The sequence below is a fragment of the Pedobacter psychrodurus genome, assembly GCF_004331735.1.
GTDB lineage: Bacteria > Bacteroidota > Bacteroidia > Sphingobacteriales > Sphingobacteriaceae > Pedobacter > Pedobacter psychrodurus.
Genome location: NZ_SJSO01000003.1, coordinates 390,651 through 413,525 on the forward strand (window position 1 = coordinate 390,651; position 22,875 = coordinate 413,525).

The 22,875-nt window shown below is 39.1% G+C and carries 26 protein-coding genes and 1 pseudogene; 18 read left to right on the plus strand and 9 right to left on the minus strand.

The genetic code is table 11. The annotated features are described in order from the left end of the window. Positions 1 to 312: 312 nt before the first annotated feature. The 4 genes and pseudogenes from EZ456_RS05105 to EZ456_RS05115 form a co-directional block, all read right to left on the minus strand. The gene (locus EZ456_RS05105) at positions 313 to 957 is read right to left on the minus strand and encodes a DUF2306 domain-containing protein (RefSeq protein ID WP_131527933.1); all 645 of its coding nucleotides are present in this window, start codon (positions 955 to 957) and stop codon (positions 313 to 315) included. Positions 958 to 1,041: 84 nt separating this feature from the next. Next, positions 1,042 to 1,266, minus strand: a complete 225-nt coding sequence (locus EZ456_RS25640) for an NAD(P)H-dependent oxidoreductase (protein WP_317129994.1) — start codon at positions 1,264 to 1,266, stop codon at positions 1,042 to 1,044. Continuing rightward, a pseudogene (locus EZ456_RS25785) lies at positions 1,235 to 1,403 on the minus strand (NAD(P)H-dependent oxidoreductase). The gene EZ456_RS25640 and the pseudogene EZ456_RS25785 overlap by 32 nt, the downstream one beginning before the upstream one ends. Before the next feature lie 180 nt (positions 1,404 to 1,583). Further along, on the minus strand, positions 1,584 to 2,558 hold the full coding sequence (locus EZ456_RS05115) for a quinone oxidoreductase family protein (protein ID WP_131527934.1): 975 nt from the start codon (positions 2,556 to 2,558) through the stop codon (positions 1,584 to 1,586). A 106-nt stretch (positions 2,559 to 2,664) separates the two neighbouring features. Here EZ456_RS05115 and EZ456_RS05120 point away from each other — a divergent pair, with 106 nt between their 5' ends. Then, a complete protein-coding gene (locus tag EZ456_RS05120; protein ID WP_131527936.1) occupies positions 2,665 to 3,024 on the plus strand; it encodes a winged helix-turn-helix transcriptional regulator in 360 nt (119 codons plus the stop codon). 241 nt (positions 3,025 to 3,265) lie between these two features. Here the strand turns inward: EZ456_RS05120 and EZ456_RS05125 are convergent, their stop codons facing one another. Further along, entirely contained in the window at positions 3,266 to 3,727 is a 462-nt protein-coding gene (locus tag EZ456_RS05125; RefSeq protein ID WP_131527938.1) for an Lrp/AsnC family transcriptional regulator, read from the minus strand. A gap of 109 nt (positions 3,728 to 3,836) precedes the next feature. Between EZ456_RS05125 and EZ456_RS05130 the strand changes: the two genes are divergently transcribed. Together EZ456_RS05130 and EZ456_RS05135 are read left to right on the plus strand one after the other, a co-directional pair. Further along, positions 3,837 to 4,193, plus strand: coding sequence for a RidA family protein (locus EZ456_RS05130; protein ID WP_131527940.1), 357 nt, complete (start codon positions 3,837 to 3,839; stop codon positions 4,191 to 4,193). A gap of 18 nt (positions 4,194 to 4,211) precedes the next feature. Continuing rightward, complete coding sequence (locus tag EZ456_RS05135) at positions 4,212 to 5,456, plus strand: aminotransferase class V-fold PLP-dependent enzyme (protein WP_131527942.1); 1,245 nt, start codon at positions 4,212 to 4,214, stop codon at positions 5,454 to 5,456. A gap of 421 nt (positions 5,457 to 5,877) precedes the next feature. Here EZ456_RS05135 and EZ456_RS05140 read toward each other — a convergent pair whose 3' ends face one another. Continuing rightward, complete coding sequence (locus EZ456_RS05140; RefSeq protein WP_131527944.1) at positions 5,878 to 6,231, minus strand: winged helix-turn-helix transcriptional regulator; 354 nt, start codon at positions 6,229 to 6,231, stop codon at positions 5,878 to 5,880. 106 nt (positions 6,232 to 6,337) lie between these two features. Between EZ456_RS05140 and EZ456_RS05145 the strand changes: the two genes are divergently transcribed. The 10 genes from EZ456_RS05145 to EZ456_RS05195 all read left to right on the plus strand — a co-directional run bounded on the left by EZ456_RS05145 (position 6,338) and on the right by EZ456_RS05195 (position 13,617). After that, positions 6,338 to 7,222: a PhzF family phenazine biosynthesis protein gene (locus EZ456_RS05145; RefSeq protein WP_131527946.1), complete on the plus strand. Its 885-nt coding sequence runs from the start codon at positions 6,338 to 6,340 to the stop codon at positions 7,220 to 7,222. A gap of 202 nt (positions 7,223 to 7,424) precedes the next feature. Beyond that, on the plus strand, positions 7,425 to 8,030 hold the full coding sequence (locus EZ456_RS05150) for a Crp/Fnr family transcriptional regulator (RefSeq protein WP_131527948.1): 606 nt from the start codon (positions 7,425 to 7,427) through the stop codon (positions 8,028 to 8,030). A gap of 343 nt (positions 8,031 to 8,373) precedes the next feature. Further along, positions 8,374 to 8,835: a DoxX family protein gene (locus EZ456_RS05155; RefSeq protein WP_131527950.1), complete on the plus strand. Its 462-nt coding sequence runs from the start codon at positions 8,374 to 8,376 to the stop codon at positions 8,833 to 8,835. Between the two features lie 63 nt (positions 8,836 to 8,898). Then, positions 8,899 to 9,264 carry a hypothetical protein gene (locus EZ456_RS05160; protein WP_131527952.1) on the plus strand — a complete coding sequence of 122 codons (366 nt, stop codon included), beginning with the start codon at positions 8,899 to 8,901 and terminating at the stop codon, positions 9,262 to 9,264. A gap of 539 nt (positions 9,265 to 9,803) precedes the next feature. After that, a complete protein-coding gene (locus EZ456_RS05165) occupies positions 9,804 to 9,977 on the plus strand; it encodes a histone H1 (RefSeq protein ID WP_131527954.1) in 174 nt (57 codons plus the stop codon). A gap of 637 nt (positions 9,978 to 10,614) precedes the next feature. Next, positions 10,615 to 11,184 carry a UPF0758 domain-containing protein gene (locus EZ456_RS05175; RefSeq protein ID WP_131527958.1) on the plus strand — a complete coding sequence of 190 codons (570 nt, stop codon included), beginning with the start codon at positions 10,615 to 10,617 and terminating at the stop codon, positions 11,182 to 11,184. 407 nt (positions 11,185 to 11,591) lie between these two features. Next, positions 11,592 to 12,011, plus strand: a complete 420-nt coding sequence (locus EZ456_RS05180) for a single-stranded DNA-binding protein (RefSeq protein ID WP_131527960.1) — start codon at positions 11,592 to 11,594, stop codon at positions 12,009 to 12,011. A gap of 39 nt (positions 12,012 to 12,050) precedes the next feature. Next, positions 12,051 to 13,136 carry a DUF932 domain-containing protein gene (locus tag EZ456_RS05185; RefSeq protein ID WP_131527962.1) on the plus strand — a complete coding sequence of 362 codons (1,086 nt, stop codon included), beginning with the start codon at positions 12,051 to 12,053 and terminating at the stop codon, positions 13,134 to 13,136. Positions 13,137 to 13,177: 41 nt separating this feature from the next. Beyond that, positions 13,178 to 13,396 carry a hypothetical protein gene (locus tag EZ456_RS05190; RefSeq protein WP_131527964.1) on the plus strand — a complete coding sequence of 73 codons (219 nt, stop codon included), beginning with the start codon at positions 13,178 to 13,180 and terminating at the stop codon, positions 13,394 to 13,396. Then, on the plus strand, positions 13,393 to 13,617 hold the full coding sequence (locus EZ456_RS05195; protein WP_131527966.1) for a hypothetical protein: 225 nt from the start codon (positions 13,393 to 13,395) through the stop codon (positions 13,615 to 13,617). Before EZ456_RS05190 ends, EZ456_RS05195 begins: the two co-directional genes overlap by 4 nt. Here EZ456_RS05195 and EZ456_RS05200 read toward each other — a convergent pair. Further along, entirely contained in the window at positions 13,611 to 15,167 is a 1,557-nt protein-coding gene (locus tag EZ456_RS05200) for a Fic family protein (RefSeq protein ID WP_131527968.1), read from the minus strand. The genes EZ456_RS05195 and EZ456_RS05200 overlap by 7 nt on opposite strands. A gap of 838 nt (positions 15,168 to 16,005) precedes the next feature. On the opposite strand from EZ456_RS05200, the gene EZ456_RS05205 reads away from it, so the two are divergent. The 4 genes from EZ456_RS05205 (at position 16,006) to EZ456_RS05220 (ending at position 20,071) form a co-directional block, all read left to right on the plus strand. Beyond that, positions 16,006 to 16,824: a helix-turn-helix domain-containing protein gene (locus EZ456_RS05205; RefSeq protein ID WP_131527970.1), complete on the plus strand. Its 819-nt coding sequence runs from the start codon at positions 16,006 to 16,008 to the stop codon at positions 16,822 to 16,824. A gap of 62 nt (positions 16,825 to 16,886) precedes the next feature. After that, positions 16,887 to 17,438 (plus strand): cupin domain-containing protein, encoded by a 552-nt coding sequence (locus EZ456_RS05210; protein WP_131527972.1) that lies wholly within the window; start codon positions 16,887 to 16,889, stop codon positions 17,436 to 17,438. 632 nt (positions 17,439 to 18,070) lie between these two features. Further along, positions 18,071 to 19,447 (plus strand): magnesium transporter, encoded by a 1,377-nt coding sequence (gene mgtE / locus EZ456_RS05215; protein WP_131527974.1) that lies wholly within the window; start codon positions 18,071 to 18,073, stop codon positions 19,445 to 19,447. A gap of 9 nt (positions 19,448 to 19,456) precedes the next feature. After that, positions 19,457 to 20,071, plus strand: a complete 615-nt coding sequence (locus tag EZ456_RS05220) for an HAD hydrolase-like protein (protein WP_131527976.1) — start codon at positions 19,457 to 19,459, stop codon at positions 20,069 to 20,071. 558 nt (positions 20,072 to 20,629) lie between these two features. Here the strand turns inward: EZ456_RS05220 and ychF are convergent. Next, positions 20,630 to 21,730 carry a redox-regulated ATPase YchF gene (gene ychF, locus EZ456_RS05225; protein WP_131527978.1) on the minus strand — a complete coding sequence of 367 codons (1,101 nt, stop codon included), beginning with the start codon at positions 21,728 to 21,730 and terminating at the stop codon, positions 20,630 to 20,632. Positions 21,731 to 21,956: 226 nt separating this feature from the next. Here ychF and EZ456_RS05230 point away from each other — a divergent pair, with 226 nt between their 5' ends. Then, positions 21,957 to 22,421 carry a hypothetical protein gene (locus tag EZ456_RS05230; protein ID WP_131527980.1) on the plus strand — a complete coding sequence of 155 codons (465 nt, stop codon included), beginning with the start codon at positions 21,957 to 21,959 and terminating at the stop codon, positions 22,419 to 22,421. Between the two features lie 234 nt (positions 22,422 to 22,655). On the opposite strand, the gene EZ456_RS05235 is transcribed toward EZ456_RS05230, so the two are convergent. Then, a partial coding sequence (locus EZ456_RS05235; RefSeq protein ID WP_205945029.1) for a transposase occupies positions 22,656 to 22,875 on the minus strand: 220 nt, incomplete at its 5' end.

The window sequence follows — 22,875 nt, forward strand, 5'->3', positions numbered from 1 at the left end:
ACGCGGCCAGCACTTAATTGATTTCGGCGTCCCGTTTTGCAATCTCGTGCTGGTGCTGCGCCAGTCTTTCATCCTCTAGCGCTGGTTCAATTGCAATATGTTGGTTTGGTTTAGGAACGGTCTCAATGGCGGTTTGTCGACATTAAAGGGAGAGCCTGACAGAGGTTGTAAATAAGGTTAGCCTGCGGTTATGTACTCCTTTTTGAGCATTATTGAATGAATGCTATACATAAGGGTTAGGGAGAGGGCTTGCGGCCAGATAAGGAATTACGCTAATTCCAGCGCCAGACATTGCATAGCGTAGGGGCTGCCTCAACTCGTTTTCTTTTTAAAGCCAAGTAAAATTTGGTAGAGATATAAAGGCAATGACCATCCCATCCAAAACAGCGATGGTGAGATATCAGCAAAGCTACCAAAGCTTTGAATGAATGGAATTTTTAAGACTAATCCCGAAATTATAAATGCCAGTGTCACAATATAACTTCTGGTCATCCATTCCCGATGATGTGTAAACCTGCGTTTAATAGCAGCATAATACGCAATTGCGGTTGAGCTTATCCAAACGCTGACCCATATCTGTAGCGAAAAAGCATATGCCCAGTTAACTTCTCTCGCGGTGGTAAAAGCTAAAATTACAGCACAAACGCTACTTACCAAAACAGCAATCAAGTATAAAAATCCTATGACCCTATGTACTTTCAGATTCCAGTCGCGCAGTTTCGGCCAAAATTGAAGAAGCCCTAATACGAGTGATCCTCCTCCTGCCGTAATATGTGCAATCAGTATCCATTTCAATTTAAAGTACTTGCCGAGCGCCTCCCGTGTGAGCAAAAGAAAGTGATCTGCCCTGTGCATAAACTGCCAGGTCAGAAATAAAACTACTGCGAAAATTGCTATTGATACAATATCTGTCCGTTCTATCTTTAAGGTTTTGGTTGTGCTTATATTCTTTGCCATAATACGCTATTGGGATTTATAATCGATTGGCCTGGCCTTTGTGGCGGCCTGAAAGGAATTTTATTTTATAGGTTGATTTCATATTTAAAAAGAAGTCACAAACGATATATAATCGTTTACACTGTGCGCTATTCTTTTATCCGTGGCATGATATTCTATTCCATAAAAAGCAAATAGGCTTGTATAGTTAGCCTTTACATACTGAAAAGTTAACTCTAAAGGTGCTGTCAATTCTTTTACTGTATATTTATATGGTCCGTCTTTTTGATACTCCTTTTCACCGATTCCGGCAGTAATGGCTAAGGCGATCTTTTTTGCCTTTTAACTTATAACCGCTTTGGCTGCCATAGGCCCAGCCGTAAGTTAATACCTCGTCCATCCATTGTTTAAATAAAGGGGGAACTAAACCAGTAGAAAGGGAATTGAAATATTATTTTATCGTGCACTTCCAGCAATTCCTGCTCTTTGGTTATATCTATTTTCCGGAAGGGTGCCGGCCATATAAGTCATGCAGTTCAAATCGCTCTGGATATTTTTTTAGCGCTTCAATCCATCGCGTGTTTACAACCGAATTTTTTAAAGCCGGATGAATTATAATTATCGAGGTCTTTGCCATTTTATACTTGTTAACTGTTATCAGACAGGGGAACCATTAATATCTTCCCTGTACTTACTCTTGCTTCCATAAGATCATGTGCTTTTTTACCGTCCGACAGTTTGAAAATAGTTGGCTCAGAGATTTTAACTTTTCCACTAATAATCCACTCAAACAGCAGCTTTGATCTTATTAGCCGCTCTTCTTTTGAAGTAAGGTAATTCCAAAGATCGCCGCCGGTTATCGTTTTTGAATGTGCGATTATCCATAAGGGATTACCCAATTCTAATTTGCCACCTGCAAGGCCAAACAGCACTACTTGCCCCAGGATTTTTGTTACCGCAAGACTGCTTTCCATTGTAATTCCAATACTTTCATATACCACATCAACACCCTGGGGGTATATTTCCAAAACTTGTGCAGTCCAGTCCTGATCATATAAAAATACAGCATCGGCACCGAGTAAAAGTGCTGTTTCTTTTTTACTTTCTGATGAGGTTAAGCCTATTACAGTAGCGCTTAATAATTTGCAAATCTGGATCAGTAATTGTCCAACCCCACCTGCAGCAGCATGGATTAACACTATTTCACCGGGTTCAACATGGTGACTGTCGGTGGTCAAATAATGGGCTGTCAGGCCTTGCAACATAACCGAGGCTGCTATCTCAAAGCTAATTTCATCCGGCAGAGGGATCACATTTTCAAATGGTACTGCTACCAGTTCAGCATTTGCAAATGGAACATCGGCAAATGCCACGCGGTCACCAATTTTAATTTCCGGATGATCATTGCTATCCTTAACTATACCCGCCCCCTCGAAGCCATTAATATAGGGGGCATTCCCCTTCATCGGATAGGTGCCGTTTCTTCGCATCAGGTCAGCGAAGTTTAAGCCGATAGTTTTCATTTCTACCAAAATCTCACCATTTTTAAGAACGGGGTTATCTATTTCTTTGTATTCAAGTACGTCCGAATTTCCGAACGCGGTTAAGGTTAATGCTTTCATACTTGTCAGGTAGTTTTTGATATATTATTAGCTTCCAAATATAAAATGTAACAGGCATTTTAGTATATTGACAGCCAATTGTATGGTACTACCAAAAATGTAAGTAATGAGTATAACTAAGGTAACCTCAAAGCATTTCGAAAATAAAACTAAGCTAAACCACTGTGACCAGATCTACGCGGTGGGGCTTATTGCAGGTCAATGGATACTGGAAATCTGCTGTCATTTGTCTGAAGGAAAATTGCGTTTTGGCGAATTAAGAAAACGTATTCCTGATATTACCGAAAGAATGCTAACGCTACAGTTACGCAAAATGGAGGGAAGTAATTTGGTTAAACGAACAGTGTATGCCGAAGTTCCACCAAGAGTTGAATATGAACTGACAAAAAGCGGAAAACAACTTGGGCCTATTCTTTCGCAATTGGAGGACTGGGGCAAAAAGCATCGAGAACAAGATATAATTTGAAATGGTTTTAAAACAATATGCTTAACATGTATGTAGAAGATTCTATAATCGCTTCGATTAAAAATGAAAAATCTTATCAATGGACTGCGGCAATCGTCTCTTCAATGTAGCCATTGAATTTGGACTGACCGACGAATGTCGTTTTATAAAGCCACTTAAGCGAAAAGGAAAGAAAAACACTTAGGATATTTATAGAAGTAGCCCGTTAACCGTCATTAGTAATAATTAGTGTCAATAAATCTTAAATCACGACGCCATTGCCCACTTTTACCTTATCCATCACCACATGGGTATAAAAATGTTTAAGATTTGGATTTTCCATCAATTGCGTTTTTGAAAAGGTTTCAAAATGCCCCATGTCTCTGGTGTTAACGATTAATACAAAATCATAGGTACCCGTTACATAATAGCAGTGCGCAACTTCCATACACTTACGCATGGCCTGCTTAAATTTCTCAATGTCTTTTGAACTGCCCTCGTGTAATACTACATCTACTACGCAGGTAATGGCCATGCCAATTGCTGAAGCAGAAATGATTGAAACATCAGCTTCAATAATTTTTTCGTTTCGCAATTTCTTTAGCCTGCGCTGTACCGCGCTTTGACTCAAACTTACCTGTCCGCTAAGTTCTTCTGTAGTTAACCTGTTATTCTGTTGAAGTAGTCGCAGCAACTTCTTGTCATACTCGTCGAGTATATGCATAATCTACCCTTTTTGCTCGTAAAATTAAATATTTTAACTGTGTTATATTGAATAACGAAGAAATTAATCAGAAGTGCACTGGTAATTTTGCGTAAAGAAAACAATTAATATGGAATATATATATAGCGCCCAAAGCTGTTGGGCCAAACGCACTGGCAATTTATTGTATTGCTCCGGCTTAACGCCGATAGATCCTGCTCCTATGCAAATAGAAGCAATTACCATCGGGGAGCAAAGGAAACGGGCGATCGATAATCTGGACATCGCATTACAGGCAGGGGGCCTTACACTAATCAATGTTGTAAAAAACCAATGTTTTTATAGCGGATATGGCCTTTTTTCTCAAATGAATGCTACATATACAGCATGTTTTGGCGGTCATCGCCCTGCCAGTAGCACGATGGCTGTAAAAGGATTATCTCACGATGCGATGGTAGAAATAGCATGTATTGCCCAGTATAATTAAGCATTAAAAATAAAGTCCATGAATACAAATAAACAGATCATATTACCTGCAAACAGTGCGTTCACTGCAGCAGAAGTTATCAGGTTCCGTAATGAAACTGTGGGAACAAAAAACGTCATGCATTTAAATAATGCCGGTTCGGGCCTGATGCCTGATATTGTTACCCAGGTGCAGATTAACCATATTAACCTTGAGGCCCAAATAGGCGGCTACGAAGCTTCAGCATTGAGGGCCTCAGCTATTCAAAATTTCTATAACCAAGCTGCAAAATTATTTAACTGTAGCCCTTTAAATATCGCTTTTACAGCCAGTGCTACAGATGCTTATACAAGGGCTTTATCATCTATTCCATTTGAACCGGGCGATGTTATCCTAACGGATAATGATGACTTTGTATCCAACCAAATACAATTCTTATCTCTGCAAAAAAGGTTGGGTGTTAAAATTATAAGAATAGCTAATGCTGCTATAGGCGGCGTTGACTTAAATGACCTGGAGGAAAAACTAAAAAAATACAAGCCCAAGCTTTTTGCGATCACCCATATCCCTACAAATTCTGGGTTGGTGCAACCAGTTAAAGATATCGCCAAAATATATCATGAGTATATACAACAACATGAAGGCCAAACGTGGTATATTCTCGATGCCTGCCAGTCAGCAGGACAAATGAAATTAGATGTTGAGGAATTAAAGTGCGATTTTTTGAGCGTTACTTGCCGAAAGTTTTTGCGGGGCCCCCGCGGTACCGGTGCCTTGTATATTTCTGATAAAGCGTTAAATGCCGGCTTAGAACCGATGTTTATTGATATGAGGGGTGCGGAGTGGAAAAGCAAGGACAAGTATCAACAACAACTCACAGCCATAAGGTACGAGGACTGGGAGTTTGCCTATTCGACGGTTTTAGGGACGGCTACAGCCATTGAGTATTGTTTAAACATTGGAGAAGATAAGATCTGGCAACAAGTAAAGCTGTTGTCAACTATTTTAAAAGATCGGCTTTCTCAAATCGATAAAGTACGTGTGCTTGATAAGGGGCCGGAAGTGGGTGGTTTGATCACTTTTCACGTACAGGGTGGAAACCCCAGATTTATTGTAAGTGAGTTGCTGAAAAGAAAAATCAACGTAGTGCCCAGTTACAGGCAGTTTGGTTTGATTGATTTCGATGAAAAGGGGGTTGAATGGGCAGTTAGGGCTTCGCCCCACTATTATAATACCATTGAAGAAATTGATTTTTTAACCGAAAGTATTAAGGAGATAATTTAAAAACGTACATCAATTGCGGGACTTGGGGCGCTGAAGAAGAATATTATTGTAACTCATCAAAATTCTCAACTACATAGCTGCCCCAACCTGCAATAGAAATTAGTAATGGAAAAAGTATTTTACCGACGTCTGTCGGCGAAAATTCTACCATCAGTGGAGGTTTGAGTTGTGATTTTTTTAAATTACACCATTTCGTTCTAATTTTTTCAATTGCAGACTCAATGCCCACTCTGTCACATCTTTCCTTTTCACAACTTATTATACCTTAAAGAGCCTCCGTCAAATAATATAAGAATAACGGTAGGCGTCCTTTTGAACGGCACTATTTAACATAACAAGTGCTTGTAATTTTCTACCGTGAAGGTCTACAAGAACTATCATCTTTTATAACGAACAGAAGCAAATCAAATATATTTTCACATCATTTAATTTTTTGACGGTGGTTCAGGCCCCAATTAACCAGGCTGTCTGCAACTGGAAATACGCTGAGGCCATATTCCGTCATGGCGTAGTTCACTGTTACTGGCCGTGTGTTCATAACGGTTCGGGTGACCAAAAGATTGATTTCCAATTCCTGCAACTCTTTTGAAAGCATTTTAGCAGATATACACTCTACTCCCCGTTGGATTTTTTTAAATGTGTTAGTTTCGTTAACATGATTATTAAGATACCTCATAATTCTTAATTTCCATTTTCCGCCTAAAATCTGCAGGCTGTCGCGAATAGCCGCCAGTTCTTCTTCACAAGTGGCTTCATATTTTTCAAATTGTTCCATACACAAATATAGCATAGTTAACAAAAGGTAACCAGTTACCTCTTGTTAACCCATATAGAAAATAGACTATTACCTTTTAATTTTGTGGTTGAATAAATTTAAGAAAATGAAACAACTTGATTACTATGTGTTGGACGTATTTACCGACCAAAAATACGAAGGCAACCAGCTAGCTGTGGTAAATATCGATGAGGAGCTAGAACCTGAGCAATACTACCGTATCGCACGGGAATTTGGTTACTCTGAAACATCTTTTGCGCATTATTCCACAAAAGACGAAATTTTTAAAGTACGCTCATTTACCCCTGCCGGGTTTGAAGTAGGTGGTGCAGGCCACAACCTGCTGGGTGCAGTCTGCTTGGCACTTCTGAATAAATGGGATTTCTTTAAAATTCGAGACGAAGCTTCATGGGTGGAAATGAAGGACATTAAGGTCCCTTTAAAAATAACCGAACAGAATGGCCTGCCATACGTTAGTATGAAACAAAGGCCCGCCATCTTTAACGGAACTGTGCCGACAGAACTAATTGCTAAGGCAACGGGATTAAGGCTTGAAGATTTCTCATTAAACGGATGGGACAATCAGATTGTTGAGACCGAAACTTCTCATTTGATGGTACCTGTAAGCAATACAGGGGCTTTACAGAAGGCAATTCCTGACAAAACGTTATTAAAGCAAGTATCTAAACAATATGGGTTTGAAGGGTACTACCTGTTTACGTTAAACGACACTTCAGACCCGGTACTGGCGGCCTCACGGTTCTTCAACCCGGGTATTGGCATTGATGAAGATCCGGCAGCAGGATCCGCGGCAGGTCCGCTTGCAGGTTATTTGCAAGGCCTCGGGTATATTCAAAAAGAACATGATTACAAAATTTTACAGGGTACTTATGTTAATCGGCCATCAACAATACAGGTAAATGTTGCAGACGATGGTATTTGGGTTAGCGGATCATCAATCATTGTCATGAAGGGTAAATTATTCATTTAATAGACAAGGGGTTAATAAAGTAGTGTATATTAATACTTTCGAACGAGTGAACGTGTACTAATCATTAAAGCTATGGACCATATTAACAAATATCTGGTAGTTCAATATACTAAAAAGTATCGGCCATAAAAAAATCGAAGACAATCACCTATATTTAAAAACTGCTTTAGTTTATGATAAGCAGACAGAACGGGCTTTAAATATGAAAATTCAACCATACATGCTGCTTGCTTTAAGGCGAAATATAGAAAACGTAGTCAAACTCACTGATGGAGAGTTTGACCAGATAGCGAGCCGCTTTACGCCGAAGCTGATCCGTAAAAATCAATTTTTATTGGAAGAGCAGGATAAATGTAAACATGACTATTTTGTTATTAAAGGGGCATTAAGACAATATCGTATGCATGATACGAAAGAGTGGGTTAATCAATTTGCATTTGAAGGTTGGTGGATAAGTGATTGGTATTCCATGTTAAATAATACGCCCAGCGACTTTTATATCGACGCATTAGAAAACTCTGAAGTTTTGCAGGTTAATAAAAAAGCACTGGATTCTTTATTTGACCAGATAGTCAAGTTTGATAAATTTTATAGGGTTATGTTCCAAAGAGCATTTAGTGCCCAGCAAAAAAGGATCGCATTTATGCAAAAATCAGCTGAGTCTCGTTATGAAGAGTTTGTGTCTATGTATGGCAGATTTGAGACCCATGTCTCGCAAGCGCAGATCGCATCTTACCTGGGGATCACACGGGAATCACTTAGCAGGATTAAAAACCTTGGAATAAAAAGATTAATAGATCAGAAATGAATTAAACATCAATTCTAACCTGTAAAATGCTCGAACAGCAAGAGAAAACGCCCCATTGTGTTCTAAAATAATGGGTGATATCCACATTTACAATCTTTTCGCAGAACTTTTACTTTTAGAATCAACATATATATGAAAATTATAGTAGCAGTTCAATAGGCAGACATCTCACCAGGGTATTGGTGGCGATGACAGGGCATTAGCATTTAATTTTATTTTTTTCTAAGATTTTTAAAAATAAATGCTGCTAGGTGTGAAACAATTGTCACAAGTAATCTTTAACATATATCACATTCCCATAGATTTCAGTTTCAGACCTTAGGGGCTACAAAATCAATAGGGTATGATACAAAGATTTTTATTTGAAAATCAAAACGATTGGGTTGGTCTGATTCTTAGAATTACGATAGCAATCGTGCTTTTCCCACATGGTGCCCAGAAACTTCTGGGTTGGTGGAACGGTCATGGCTATTCTTCTACTATGCACTTTTTAACTGGAAAAGTCGGACTGCCCTATATTATTGGCTGGTTGGTGATCATGATCGAGTTTTTCTGCCCGCTTTTTATTCTTGCAGGTTTTGCCTCTAGACTTTGGGGATTGCTAGTAGTTATATTAATGATAGGAATTTTGGTGACGGTACAAAACCAATATTTTTTTATGAACTGGTTTAATGAGCAGCAAGGCGAGGGTATGGAGTTTTTCCTATTGTTGATTGGATTAGGTGTTGCACTTATTGTAAACGGAAGCGGAAAAATTTCAATTGACAGCCTCATAACTACTCCATCAAAATTAGGAACCTTATAGGTTATTATTTCCTAGCGCAGGTTTTCTTCCTCACCCTTTCCTGCAGTCACGAACACAGAATCAATGAAGCAAACAAGGCGCTTATTGAAATTTACCTCAATATCAGATATGGAACCCGTGCCGGATACTTCCGGCGATGAAGCCAAAAAAGACCTGGCAAAGACTGCCGGGATAGAAATCGCTGCAAAAACTGTAAAACTAATGGCAGGAAGGCTTGATTATCAAAGACAGGGAGAGCTGGAGGATTCGAAGAGGATCAATAGGGAGATATTCCTGTCTGATCTCGACATCATCCAGCCAATTGTTTTTGGGATAACCTCAAATAAGCTTTTCATTAACAAAAATGGACCAACTTTGTTGCTTAGTTCGAATAAGTTTGCAACATTAACGCAGTACATCAACTCCACTTATCAACGGTTATTCTTCTAAATCCAATACAGCCAAAGATGCGGGTTCTGCAGCTATATATTGCTATTGGAAGCGATAGAAGAGAGGTGATTTTATCTGCAGATGATCCTATCTATTATGGATACTGGCTTGGAAAAGGACGTTTGTTCCTGAATTCGATATTCTTTGGCAGTCTATTAAATAACGGGTATATATAATCTTTAAACCTAACGTGGCCCTTCAGCCGCCTTTTTATGAAAGAAAATAAGCGTAGTAAATTGACAAGAGAACTGACTCAGAACTACCTCGAACTGTTTTCGGGTAAATGAAGCAATCCGCGTTATAGGTGGTTTAAATGACGTTGTGAAGGGCAAAAAAAAAGCTTCAGTTGAACCAAAAAAGAATAGGAGCAGGTACATCTGCTTTGAGTTTATGGACGGAATGCTGGCCTCCGTGCTTTTCATGGTCAAGCTTTTAGCTGTTTTTATTAGGTAATGTGATGCTGTCAAGCGATTTATGATTTGAATAATTTGGTGGATTAATGTTAATGGATATATTTGCTGCTCAAATTTGTAATTAGCATGGAAAAATTCAGTAAAGTCAAAGAATTGATAGCTTCTGTTGAAGCTGATGTCGAAAAATTCTACAATGCAAATAATAGTGCAGCGGGAACACGTGTACGTAAAGGTATGCAGGATCTTAAAAACTTAGCTCAGGAGATCCGGGCTGAAGTAACAGAAAAGAAAAATAAGTAGTAAAAATCTGTTTTGGGAGCAATAGCAAGGCCGCTGTCCAATTGGGTAGTGGCCTTGCTTATTAATGGTTACTGAAGCTGTTTTGAAGGCAGACTTAATCAGATTTAATTTAAAGATCAGATCTCAACCATCTTTTCGTTTTTTACGATCAGGATCTTCCCGTTTTCAAGTTCCAGCCAGCCGTAATTATAGCAGAATTTATAAATTCCTTTAGATGTATTCAGTATCCGTGTATGGAACTCAAAGTTAAATCCGCTATCCCTTAGCAGGAAATTTGTAATTATCGTATTATCCCCATTTCCCTCAAATTGGTGTTTAAGGATTTTATGGTTGTTTTTAAGGATTTCTGAAATCTTGTGATAAAAAGCTGGGGCATTCCATTTTTCAGTCTTAAGCTGATCACGCCGCGCATGGTTGCGGCACTGGTCGCTACAGAAGATTTTGTCACTTCTTCCTTCAAATGTATTCTCACAGTTGCGGTAACTACAGGTCCGCTCGGTTTCTTTGGGCTGCTGCATCTCTAAAAATCTTCATGGGTTCCTATCCGTTTTTTATCCGATCGGATCGGCTAACACAATATACAACCGAATCGTCAGAATCCAATGGATAATTTTGTTCATACTTAAATTTTATAGATATGAGAAATAGTAACCTTGCTACTGAAAATTTTTCTTCTGGAAAAAAGAATTATTTTTTAGATTTTAAAAGGGCAGTTAATGATAACCATTACCTGTGCATTACCAGGAGTGATGAGCAGGATGATGGTAGCTATAAACGGTCAACTGTTGTGGTCTTTGAACAGGACTTTCATTTTTTGATTTCCGCAATGTCTTCCCTGTTCCATTCCGCCGTTTATCTTAATCAGGATAATTTCAGTGTGGCGGATGTAGCCCGCCTTAAAAGTTCCGGTGTGAATAAAGGGATCAAGTCATGGGATGTCAACTTAAGGCCAAGGGAAAAGTTTGTTGCACTGGGATCGTCCCATATGAGTGATGCAGAACTGATAGCGATGCTAATCGGTTCCGGCAGGATTGATGTGAGCGCTGTGGATCTGGCAGAAAATATCTTAAAAGCCGTTGGGGGTAGGCTTGACTTATTGGCCGTTCAGGACCATAAAGCACTCTCTAGGTTTAAAGGGGTTGGTCTCGCGAAGTCCAGTGCAATTCTGGCTGCGTTTGAACTGGGCAGGAGGATGTGTGCGGTTTAGATTAAATCAGAACTGCCATTGAATCCACCAATCCAGCAGGCAAGTCTGATGATAGCCGGCAGAGCCTATCAGACAATCGGACATAATAATTTCTAAAATAATTATTACTGCTAATCACTGTCTGCGGCCTTGTGTCGATTTTTCAGGATAGGGGTTCTTTTTTGGTTATATGCTAGAATGTGAAACTTTACAATAGAAAACGAAAAAAAAGGCCGTGAAATTCGGGCGCTCCGTTCTCTGCGAGCGCATAATGTTTTGGCTGCGTCAAAACACCCTCCGGGACTTATAGCTCTCCGTTCCAGTACACCCGCTTTTCTGTACTTTCTTTTTTTTCGTTTTTTCTTTTGAAAAGATTTTTTGGGAAAAAAGGAAAGGAAACAAAAAAAGTTAAACTTAAAATTTACAACATGGAAATTACAGGAAGACTGACCGCTGATGCAGTGTTAAGGACGGTAAGCGGAGACAGGAAAGTAATTGGCTTTTCAATTGCAATCAATGACACCTATCGTTCTGGTGGGGAACAGAAAAAGGTTACCACATTTATTGACTGTTCCTATTGGATGAATACAGGTATTGCCGAATACCTTAAAAAAGGTGGATGGGTGCAGCTTTACGGGCGTATTGGTGTAAATGCTTACATGAGCGGTTCGGGCGAGGCCAAAGCATCTTTGACCTTTCATACAACCGAAATCAAACTTTTGGGAAGCAATCAAAGAAGTGAAAGTAGTTCACCCGCTCTTGAAAATACGCAACAGGGTGTACCAAAGGCGGCAGAGACAGCAGCAGTAAATAAATTCGAGGGCATTGACAATGATCTGCCATTTTAATTATAAGCCGATACTTATTCATTTTAGACTTGTTACATTATGGCACATCACCTAAATTATAACGATAAAACACAGAAATACAGCTTTTTTTCAGTAACTGAAAAAGCGTGGCACGGGTTGGGAACGATAGTAGATGCTTATTCCACTTCTGCCGAAGCCCTAAAATTTGCGGGGCTTGATTATTCGGTCGAAAAAAGACCACTTTTTACAATGGATGCACTGAATTTGCGCCTCCTGAATGAACCTGATCCCGATGCAATCATATTGGGCGCATCTTCTGAGATTGAGGTTCCAGATTATTTCGCCACGGTGCGCACGGATTCCGACACGGTTTTAGGTGTGGTTGGTAAGGCTTATAGCGTAGTGCAGAATATTGAAGCTTTTGAATTTTTCGATAGCATTGTTGGCGGTGGTGAGGGCATTCTATACGAAACTGCAGGTGCGTTGGGTAAAGGCGAACGTATCTTTATTACCGCAAAACTGCCCTTGTACATTAAAGTGGGAAAGGATGACCTGATCGAACAGTACCTTTTTCTGACCACTTCGCACGATGGCTTCGGGAGCATCACAGCAGCTTTTACGCCCGTGCGCATTGTGTGCAACAACACGCTGAACGCAGCACTCAAAAATTCTACCAATTCCATCAGAATCCGACATTCTTCGGGTGCAGGGGACAGGCTTAAAACTGCTCATACGCTGATGGGTATATCGGGTAGGATTGGAGATGAAATGGAACAGGTTTTTAATCATTGGGCAACCGTGCGTATCTCGGACGAAGAAGTTAAGAAGCTGATACAGATTGCAATGGCGCCAAACCGCGAGGTACTAGAGAAATTGAAAAACGGTACTGTTGACGAGGCTTCAAGTGTGTATAAAAATATAGTGGATGATGTTTATAGCTATGCAATGGCCAATCCCTCCCAGCTGTTAGATACCACAAAAGGCACATTGTTCGGTGCATACAATGCCGTAACGGGCTACTATCAAAATGTGCGCAGATTCAAGGATATGGAATCCAAATTTAAATCCATTCTTGAGGGGACAGCCAAACTGCGTGGACAGTCTGCCTTTGATCTCTGCTTAAGCCTGGGCAGAAACGAAAACATTTCATTTCAACTGAATTAATAATCAGGGAGCGGATTTCCGCTCCCTTAAAAAACTATATCATGAGCATATTAGCCGATACTACAGAAAGAAAAGCCCTTTATGAAATCGCCAAAACCTTGCGGTTTTTTGAAAACCTTGAATGCTTGCAGATTTCCGCAGGGGATGCCGTACGCATCCGCCATGCGGAGAACATTATTAAAAGCGTAATCGGGGGCAATGGATTTGATGCCGTTTTTTCTAAACGCAGGGGAACACAATTAATCAAACAAAAATCATGAGAACCAACTTTTTTCAGGCCATTCAAAGACTGCACGGTGTAGGTTCTTGGATCATCAATATTTCATTCTCGGTAGAAAATGAGCTTTTAGTTTCTGTTCTGCTTAAAAACAGCAGATCGGAATCCATCGGCAGCATCCTGCCGCCAATGCTCTATAGCGGAACTGCAAAGGAGATAGATGAAGGCTTTTTCGAGAGCCTTTCCGCCCCCGCTCCTTATTGAGGGAGAACAGCCACAGGTTTTCCTTTTAATCCCTCGTTCACTAAATAGGCGAGAAACTTAGAAAATTCGCTTATATTCTGCTCAATGCTCGCATGTTCCAGTACCTTCATATACTCCTTTCTTTTTTCTACCGGAATTACTGTCCAGGGATATCCCCCTGAAGCCAGCATTGCATTCATCAGGAACCGGCCCATCCGCCCGTTGCCATCCATGTAAGGGTGAATGAATACGAAAACAAAGTGACCCAAAACTGCCCTGACTGAAGCCTCAGGCTCGCCTTCTAAAAGTTCGAATAGCACGGACATGCAATCCCTCATTGCATCAACACTTAAGGGCACGTGTTGCGAATTGCTAATATATACCTGATTGCTACGGTATCCGGCAAGATCAGAGGCTTTTAAAATACCCGCGGCAACGCTTGGATCAAATAACTCTCGATACCAGCGCGGATGGTCCTGGTCAACCTGATCCCCTGGATTTTTACCATCTAGTATATTTTTTACTGATTCCTTCACTATCTGGAAAGTCTGAAAATAGCCCCGTGCAGCCATTGCGTCCTGTTGCTTTCTGTCCTCTGCATTACCTTTGGTATTCCAGGAACCCAAACTCACCCTTTCTATTAGTTCAGGTGTTACCTTGTATCGTTCTATAGATAAAGAGTGGTAGGCATCGGTGATATAAATCGAATCCACATTTTCCAGGTAAGCCTTATGATCTTTTGGAAGCCCAGGTGGTACTGGAAAATTCCGTATTACCACATCCCGCATCTGTTGCCACATGAGTTTGATACGGTTCACAAAGGGAGACCGTTCACGTAGAGAAAGATCTATTGTTATTTTAGCCTGAAAAGGATCATCTTCCCGTACATCGTAACCTGCTTGGCGCATGGTTTCAATTATCTGGTCAGCAATCCTTTCACGACCAATATTTCTGAAGGCACCTCCAAGTCGCCCAGCAATTACTGAATGGCCATTTTCAAGTAGCACAGGAAGTAGCTCAGAAGCGTCTCTAATCAATGAGAGCGCGGTTCGCGCGTCAAGGCCATTACCGCTGAATGAGGCTGTAGAGCAGTAAAGGAGCGCGCCCTGTAAACTATACATCCTTATGCCCCTTTCTATAGTGGTCAACTCGGGAACAGGAAGATTCGCCCTGTAATTAAATAGAGATGTATTGTGCGCCAAGGAGGTTGGGTTATTGTTTCCTTTAGGAGATCGCAAAAATAACTGGGATGGAACCGACCAATTTCCTGCATGGATCTTGAGTGACTGATCGGCCGATAAAATCCAATCATTGCCATACCTGGAATTTAAAAATTTTAGACAAAAATCCCAATATGAGCTATACCATGAGGTCGTTTCTCCAGGACCGGCATTCGGGTCTGAGCTCACATACCAGCCCCTGACTACCTCTTTTATGAAACCGTTTTTTAGCAATATCTCTCTGTAGATACGGTTAGGTAAATCCTCACCGGTTATAGCCACTTCATTTCTATCCTGTAAGTCCTTTAATACACGTAATGCCGCTGCAAATCTTTCCTGTGGTGTCGCCATTTGTTATTTCTTTTGAAAGAAAACTTTTGTTTTCTTGATCCATGATGCTATAGTACAAATGTAAGAAATGTCGGTGTATTTCTATTAAATAGCGTCGTGTTATTTTTATTAAATATTGCTGTTGTATTTCTATTAAATAGTGTTGTGTCTTTTTTATTCATTAACGTTGTGGTCTTCCCATTAATCGGCTAAGTAACAACCGATCGCGACAGCTTTTAATATCTTAAATATTTAGATATTAAAAGCCGCCAATCCACTAGAGCAGTTATTATTTTTAGAGGAGTAAAGTCTCCTAATAAAATTAAAATGTTTTAAAAAAATTATCGAAGGAAATTACGAATTCAAGGGACTGGGAATCATGAAAAAAATGTTTTACAATTAATTTACAAGCAAAATTAAATAAATTTTATTTATCTGATTTTCAGTTATTTATGATGAATAATCGATGGTACCGGAAACCATAATTCTATCCATTGAACTACGGGAGCATAAGGCTGCAAATATAGGATTTGAAAACTTATTTGTTTGGCATTTTGAATAAAAAAAAACAGTTTTTTATTCAAAATAGATGTTCTCTTCCATGTTTACCATGATACCATCATCCTAGCAGATGAAGCTCTTGTTAAGGATGAATGAAGACTGGTATTTCCACAGTGCACCTTAAAAAGAAGGAAATTTTAGATTATCAGGGATTACCTGGCGTTGATGCTTAAGCACTATCTATAATTCGCGGCTTGTAAGTTTTTATTTAAATTGTTGTTTAGTTTAAATTGTAACAGGTGAAAAAACAGATCTTGTCGTTAAAATTTAACTAACTTTATGTTTGATCATTGCCGTTATGCATTTAAGTGAACATAAACCAGCCCCAATCCTGACCCCTTATGTCAAATGCTATCGAATTATTGATTTTGAGTTCAGTCACAATAATCCCATTCCACCAAAGGCCTACACGCCACGGCCAGAGCATTGCCTCCAGTTTTTTCCTAGCCCAACAAAAATCGAATATCCTACACGAAAAGATTTTATTAAACCCAAAAATGCGCTGCTTTTTGGCCAACATACAGTTGTCAATATGAGAACGGTTTATAAAAAGTTTCTATCTCTTCAAATTGTTTTTAAGCCAGGTGCACTTTATAGTTTATTGGGCATCCCAGCTGTTGAACTGACCAATACCTCCATTGATGCCGAACTTGTTTTGGGCAAAGAGATTGAGGAGATTAATGACCAGCTTTTTAATGCCTGTACCCATAATGAAATGCTGTCCATCGCAGATCGGTACATCATACAGAAATTAGAGGGTATCAAAAACAGGCCTAATCGGATTGATCTGGTCGCCGAGAAAATGTTGACTTTCGACCAGCCACTTGATTATTACGTTGCTAATGGTTTTCTTTCGCAACGCCAGTTTAACAGGCGTTTTTTGGATAGCGTAGGCATTAGTCCGAAAGCTTTCTTAAAAGTGGCCAGATTTGACTATGCCTACCGGCTAAAAAATGTAACTCCATCTAGAAGCTGGTTTAATTTGGCTATTGATTGTGGCTACTACGATTATCAACATTTGAGTAAGGATTATAAAACGTTTACAGGCTTTTCGCCTTCCGATTTCTTTGCAATGGATTCTCCCGAGCGACAATTGGGTACAGAAGAAATTTATTAATGTCTGATTCTTACCACTAACAGCATTTTTTTTCTTTCCATCTTTGAGTTAAATCAAATAAAATGGAAAGAAAAGAATTTTTGCTGGGTAGTTTAAGTATTGCGGCCTTCCTGACGCTAAATAAAACCGGCTATGCAGAAAATGGAGATAAAGAACCATTTATCGTTAAATCTGGAAAGGGCAGGTTTGGAGAATCCTTTTTATATAAAGGAAAAAACCCTAACGACATCAAAATTTCTGGTAAAGATACCAATGGGCAGTTAGCGGTATTCGAATACATTGGTTACGAGAAAACAGGGCCATCGCTCCATATCCATTTTGATCAGGACGAGATTTTTTACGTAGCTGAAGGGAACTATAAATTCTCAGTTGATGGAAAACTAATGGAGTTGGCCTCTGGCGACACCATTTTTCTGCCTCGAAATATTCCGCACACCTGGATTCAACGTACAGATTTTGGTAAACTTATTTATTTTGTACAGCCCGCCGGAAAAGCTGAAGAATTTTTTAGAACCATGAACAATTTTGGCCATAAGCCCAGTAAAGCAGAAGTCGACAAAATTCATGCAGACTGTGGAATGAAGGTAATCGGGCCTGGACTCACAATTGACTAATCAAGTATAAGGGAAACAAAACCCAATCGGGTTAAAATAGCCTCTTTCGTTTTAAGTTATCTGATTTTGCACCTCGCAAACATTACCAAATAGGTTTTTTTATTGTCTTACCCAGAAACAGTTTACTGTTCAAACTGGGCTGTTAAGATCTATGCCCCCTCATTTTTGGGTATTTCAGAGGAAATGACCCCTCTTTACGTTTTCAAACTTGTACTACATTGCACTTCAGATTTATACCTAATCACTGAACAAAATGGCCGTTTTGATTGTCTTATACTAGTTTTTAGATTATAGCGTAATTCTTCGATTTGAGGGGTGGTTGGAGCAGGGGAGATGCTCTTTATTGAAGTTAAGAATGTTGTTTCAATCATTTTATTAAAAAATCAAGGCTATTTTTATTCTGTAAATTCATAGCAAAATTAACTTTCTGCTGTTGAGATATCTTTTATGTTAAAAAATGATTAAATCTTAAAGGGAACAGCTCGTATACTGCGTTTGTTCCCCTTTATTTTTAATTTAAGAAACCTTTTTGGCTAATTTTAAAGGTGCACCATTGGCTTTTTAGGAAATAAAAATGCACCTTTGCGAACCGTTAATAGAGGATTAAGCATGTAATAAATTAAATTTTGTTTATGGAAGAATTGGTTGTGGAAGAGATTCAGGAACTCCTTGAAAAAGAAAATGATAAGGCTTTAAAGCAATATCTCGATCAACTGAATATTTCGGATGTTGAAGAACTGATTGATGAACTTCCACAATATGCAGCTAAATTTATCGAAACCTTATCCCTCAACAGAGCGGTAAACGTTTTTCGGATTCTTGATTTCCCTACCCAGGAGCGTATCATTAAAAAACTTTCGGGCAACAAACTCAATCAGATCATTAAAGATCTGCCACCAGATGACCGTACCGCACTTTTTAGTGAATTAAAAGGCGATGTGGTAAAAAAAATGATCACGCTTTTACCACCCGAAGAACGTAAAGAATCGCTTGCACTCCTTGGCTATAAAGAAGATAGTATTGGCCGTTTAATGACACCTGATTACATCGCAGTAAAACCCGAATGGTCTATCACAAGGGTTTTAGCACACATTAGGCGTTACGGAAAAAACTCCGAAACCATTGATGTGGTATATGTTATTGATAAAGAGGGTGTTTTGTTGGATGATATCAGGATACGTGAGGTTTTACTGGCCGATCCTGAAGCCATTATTGGCGAACTTACCGATAAACGTTTCATTGCGTTAAAGGCAAATGATCCTCAGGAAGACGCGATCAATATCTTCAGAATGAACAACCGCGTAGCTTTACCTGTAGTAGATGAAAATAACGTTCTTTTAGGTATTGTTACCGTTGATGATATTTTGTGGATTGCCAACCAGGAATACACCGAAGATATGCACAAAATAGGGGGAACCGAGGCTTTGGATGAACCTTATCTCGATACTTCAATATTTAACCTCGTTAGAAAACGTGTAGGGTGGCTGGCCATTTTAATGGTTGGCGAAATGCTTACCGCTACTGCAATGGGTTTTTTCGAAGGACAGATTCACAAAGCTACCGTACTTGCATTATTTATTCCGCTGATTATTTCGTGTGGAGGTAATAGTGGATCTCAGGCTTCTACACTGATTATTCAGGCAATGGCACTCGGCGAAGTAACCATAAAAGATTGGTGGCGTGTAATGAACAGGGAAATTACATCTGGTTTTCTATTGGGTTTATGTTTAGGCCTGATCGGATTTTTACGCATTTTTGTCTGGCATTTGGCAGTGCCAAATGTTTATGGCGAACACTGGATTTTAATTGCTGCTACCATTAGCGTTTCTTTGGTTTTTGTGGTACTTTGGGGTTCGTTAAGTGGCTCTATGCTCCCTATTTTATTAAAAAAACTTGGAGCCGATCCAGCAACCTCATCTGCTCCATTTGTAGCAACCCTTGTTGATGTTACCGGATTGATTATTTATTTCAGCTTTGCCGTTCTGTTTTTAAAAGGCGTTTTACTTTAAACTTAAATCATGCAAAAGAAAATTACCACACTTTTTACCGATATCGGCGGTGTTTTATTAACCAATGGCTGGGATAGACATGCAAGAGGAGAAGCTTCAGTACTTTTTAACCTCGACTCGGTTGATCTCGAAGAACGCCATCACCTTACCTTCGATACCTATGAAGTGGGTAAACTAACGCTTGATGAATATTTAGAACGAATTGTTTTCTTCGAAGAACGTAATTTTACCTACGATGATTTTAAAGAATTTATGTTCAAAAAATCACTTCCTTATCCGGAAATGATTCAGTTGATCTGCGATTTAAAAAAGAAATATAACCTAAAGGTAGCTGTAATAAGCAATGAGGGCAGAGAGCTAAACCAGTATAGAATTAACACATTCAAGCTGAACGAATTTGTGGATTTTTTTGTGTCATCAAGTTTTGTACATTTCCGCAAACCCGATGCCGATATTTTTAAGGTAGCGATCGATATTTCACAGAGCGACGTAGGAACGAGTTTATACATCGATGATCGTATGCTTTTTGTGCAGGTTGCCGAAGGTTTAGGTTTAAGAGGTATTCATCATACCGATTACAAAGATACCAAAGCACAGTTAGCCGCTTACGGGTTAGCGGTTTAATAGAGAAATCGTCATCTCGACCCGATAGCTATCGGATGAAGCGTAGTCCCGAAGTTAATTCGGGAGAAAGATCTATCTTTTAGATTTCTAACAGCCCTGCCTGTAAGTTGTCTACTCTGGGTGAAAAAGTTGAATTTTTTTGGAAAGCAATTACAGCAATTTTTTTAAAGTTTCTTCCCGCTTTCATTACTCCCGACTTCTCGTCGGGATCACTGTTAATCGGGTTTATATGGCAGTATATCTGCAACTATTTAAGGCTGGGTTTAACGCGATCGGTATAATTTCGTGCTTTCCGTGTCTCCGTGGCAAAGATTTAGGCGATAATTATCTCAATTTATAACAACGGTAAAAATTATGCAAAAATAATTATCTGTGTTAATCTGTATTATCTGTGGTTAATTAACCCCTGTAAATACGCTTCGACTCCGCTCAGCGTGACAATCGCATAAAATTCCATGCCTCCGTGGCAAAAAAACTCCAAACAAAAAAAGCCACTCTTTCAAGTGGCTCATCAATTATCTATATCCTTAAAGTCCCTTTAGGGGTTTGGGGTGGGGTTTAAACATTAAACCTGAAGTGCATGATGTCGCCATCTTCCACCACATAGGTTTTTCCTTCAACACCTAATTTACCAGCATCTTTACACGCATTTTCAGAACCTAGAGTTACGAAATCGTTGTACTTGATTACCTCAGCACGGATAAATCCTTTTTCGAAATCAGTGTGGATCACGCCAGCAGCTTGTGGCGCTGTAAAACCTTTTGTAATCGTCCAGGCTCTAACTTCTTGCACACCAGCGGTGAAATAAGTGTAAAGATTTAATAATTTATAAGCCGTGCGGATCAATTTATTTACGCCAGATTCGGTTAAGCCTAAATCAGCTAAAAATTCCTCACGCTCTTCGTAGCTATCCAGTTCAGCAATTTCTGATTCAATTTTAGCAGAGATTACTAAAACTTCAGCATTTTCATCAGCAACGTTTGCTTTTACCAAATCAACATATTTATTACCGTTAATTACCGATGCCTCATCAACATTACAAACGTACATTACTGGCTTTTGCGTAAGTAGGCCTAAATCTTCAATAAAATCAAAATCATCTTGAGCCAATGCCGCAGTACGGATAGATTTACCAGCCTCTAAATGCGCTTTAACCATCGTTAAAATTTCATAAGTACGTTTAGCGTCTTTATCACCACCTGTTTTAGCCATTTTTTCTACCTTTTGAATACGTTTATCAACGGTATCCAAATCTTTAAGCTGTAGCTCAGTATCGATAATTTCTCGATCACGGATCGGATCAACAGAACCATCAACGTGAATTACATTTCCATCATCAAAACAACGTAAAACGTGAATAATTGCATTGGTAGCACGGATATTTCCTAAAAACTGGTTTCCTAAGCCTTCACCTTTCGATGCACCTTTTACCAAACCCGCAATATCTACAATCTCAATCGTATTCGGTTGTACTTTGTTTGGTTTAACCAACTCAGCCAGTTTGGTTAATCTATCATCAGGTACTGTAATTACGCCAACATTGGGCTCAATAGTACAAAAGGGAAAGTTTGCAGCCTGCGCTTTTGCATTTGATAAACAGTTAAAAAGAGTCGATTTCCCAACATTTGGTAAACCAACTATACCACATTGTAATGCCATTATTTATTAGTCTTTAAGTCTTTAGTCCATAGTCTTTAGCCGGAAGTCAAATGGTTCATGTGCAATAGTTCATAGTCGATCGTTTTGTATCTTCCATTTTACCTTTCACATCTCCCATCTCCGCTAAAACCGCGCAAAGATAAGCTTTTAAAACCTTTATTTAAACTCTTGCTATTGTATGAAATCTATATTTTATCTAAGTTTAGCCCAAAATAGATAGAGATAAATGGAAGATTTTGAAAATGAAGAGCCACAGGAATTAAAATTAGTAGTTACCGAAGAAATGCGGAGCTACTTTTATGATATGAGTAAATGGGCAAGATTTTTATCAGTTGTAGGTTTTGTTATCTCAGCATTTTTAACCTTAAGTTCGTTTGGAATAGGAGCTGCAATAACGGCAAATCCGGCAATGCTTAATCAATTAGGGCCATTGGCTAGTATCGGGGCAACTGGAATAACTATATTTTACCTGTTGTTGGCTTTACTCTTTTTTTACCCAAGTTTATTGTTGTTACGTTTTTCAGCTAAGGGCAAACAAGGTGTGCTGTTTGGCGATCAGGAAAATTTAAACGATGCCATTGCAAATGTAAAATCGCTTTTTAAATTTTGGGGAATACTCACCCTTGTATTGTTAGTAAGTTATTTTCTGTTAATTCTTGCAGTAGCCGTTAGTAGTGTGGGTATAAAATAATAAATAGTATATACGTAAAAAGCCTCCTGATTTTAAAAGAGGGCACTGAAAAAGTAGACATAAAATGGTCTTCAAACAGAAAAGCGGATGAATAGCTCTTAAGAGTTTTTCATCCGCTTTCTTTTTTGAGGCATTTCATTTTTCTTATTTGATAACGAACTTTACGTTCGACATTGAGAACTGGAGCACATTGTTAGTTTTTCCCAGAAGATTCTTTGGATTATTATCCTTTTTTTAGAATTTGAGGATTCTTTTAAGATTAACCACGAATATCGCAAGTGCACCTTGCATTTTCATGCTTTCCAGGCCATAGGAGTTCGCCCTGTCATATCCATGAACATTTTTCAATTCACTATTTTTCGCCTCAATTTTATATCTGTGTCGTGATTTTTCCCTGAAGTACCCGCTTTGTTGGAATATTTCCTGCTCTTTATGCTCATCTGGTTTTATTGCG

Coding starts and splice junctions, on each gene's coding strand:
- EZ456_RS05105 (WP_131527933.1), bottom strand. CDS start 957: ATGGCAAAGAATATAAGCACAACCAAAACCTTAAAGATAGAACGGACA.
- EZ456_RS05115 (WP_131527934.1), bottom strand. CDS start 2,558: ATGAAAGCATTAACCTTAACCGCGTTCGGAAATTCGGACGTACTTGAA.
- EZ456_RS05120 (WP_131527936.1), top strand. CDS start 2,665: ATGAGTATAACTAAGGTAACCTCAAAGCATTTCGAAAATAAAACTAAG.
- EZ456_RS05125 (WP_131527938.1), bottom strand. CDS start 3,727: ATGCATATACTCGACGAGTATGACAAGAAGTTGCTGCGACTACTTCAA.
- EZ456_RS05130 (WP_131527940.1), top strand. CDS start 3,837: ATGGAATATATATATAGCGCCCAAAGCTGTTGGGCCAAACGCACTGGC.
- EZ456_RS05135 (WP_131527942.1), top strand. CDS start 4,212: ATGAATACAAATAAACAGATCATATTACCTGCAAACAGTGCGTTCACT.
- EZ456_RS05140 (WP_131527944.1), bottom strand. CDS start 6,231: ATGGAACAATTTGAAAAATATGAAGCCACTTGTGAAGAAGAACTGGCG.
- EZ456_RS05145 (WP_131527946.1), top strand. CDS start 6,338: ATGAAACAACTTGATTACTATGTGTTGGACGTATTTACCGACCAAAAA.
- EZ456_RS05150 (WP_131527948.1), top strand. CDS start 7,425: ATGAAAATTCAACCATACATGCTGCTTGCTTTAAGGCGAAATATAGAA.
- EZ456_RS05155 (WP_131527950.1), top strand. CDS start 8,374: ATGATACAAAGATTTTTATTTGAAAATCAAAACGATTGGGTTGGTCTG.
- EZ456_RS05160 (WP_131527952.1), top strand. CDS start 8,899: ATGAAGCAAACAAGGCGCTTATTGAAATTTACCTCAATATCAGATATG.
- EZ456_RS05165 (WP_131527954.1), top strand. CDS start 9,804: ATGGAAAAATTCAGTAAAGTCAAAGAATTGATAGCTTCTGTTGAAGCT.
- EZ456_RS05175 (WP_131527958.1), top strand. CDS start 10,615: ATGAGAAATAGTAACCTTGCTACTGAAAATTTTTCTTCTGGAAAAAAG.
- EZ456_RS05180 (WP_131527960.1), top strand. CDS start 11,592: ATGGAAATTACAGGAAGACTGACCGCTGATGCAGTGTTAAGGACGGTA.
- EZ456_RS05185 (WP_131527962.1), top strand. CDS start 12,051: ATGGCACATCACCTAAATTATAACGATAAAACACAGAAATACAGCTTT.
- EZ456_RS05190 (WP_131527964.1), top strand. CDS start 13,178: ATGAGCATATTAGCCGATACTACAGAAAGAAAAGCCCTTTATGAAATC.
- EZ456_RS05195 (WP_131527966.1), top strand. CDS start 13,393: ATGAGAACCAACTTTTTTCAGGCCATTCAAAGACTGCACGGTGTAGGT.
- EZ456_RS05200 (WP_131527968.1), bottom strand. CDS start 15,167: ATGGCGACACCACAGGAAAGATTTGCAGCGGCATTACGTGTATTAAAG.
- EZ456_RS05205 (WP_131527970.1), top strand. CDS start 16,006: ATGCATTTAAGTGAACATAAACCAGCCCCAATCCTGACCCCTTATGTC.
- EZ456_RS05210 (WP_131527972.1), top strand. CDS start 16,887: ATGGAAAGAAAAGAATTTTTGCTGGGTAGTTTAAGTATTGCGGCCTTC.
- mgtE (WP_131527974.1), top strand. CDS start 18,071: ATGGAAGAATTGGTTGTGGAAGAGATTCAGGAACTCCTTGAAAAAGAA.
- EZ456_RS05220 (WP_131527976.1), top strand. CDS start 19,457: ATGCAAAAGAAAATTACCACACTTTTTACCGATATCGGCGGTGTTTTA.
- ychF (WP_131527978.1), bottom strand. CDS start 21,730: ATGGCATTACAATGTGGTATAGTTGGTTTACCAAATGTTGGGAAATCG.
- EZ456_RS05230 (WP_131527980.1), top strand. CDS start 21,957: ATGGAAGATTTTGAAAATGAAGAGCCACAGGAATTAAAATTAGTAGTT.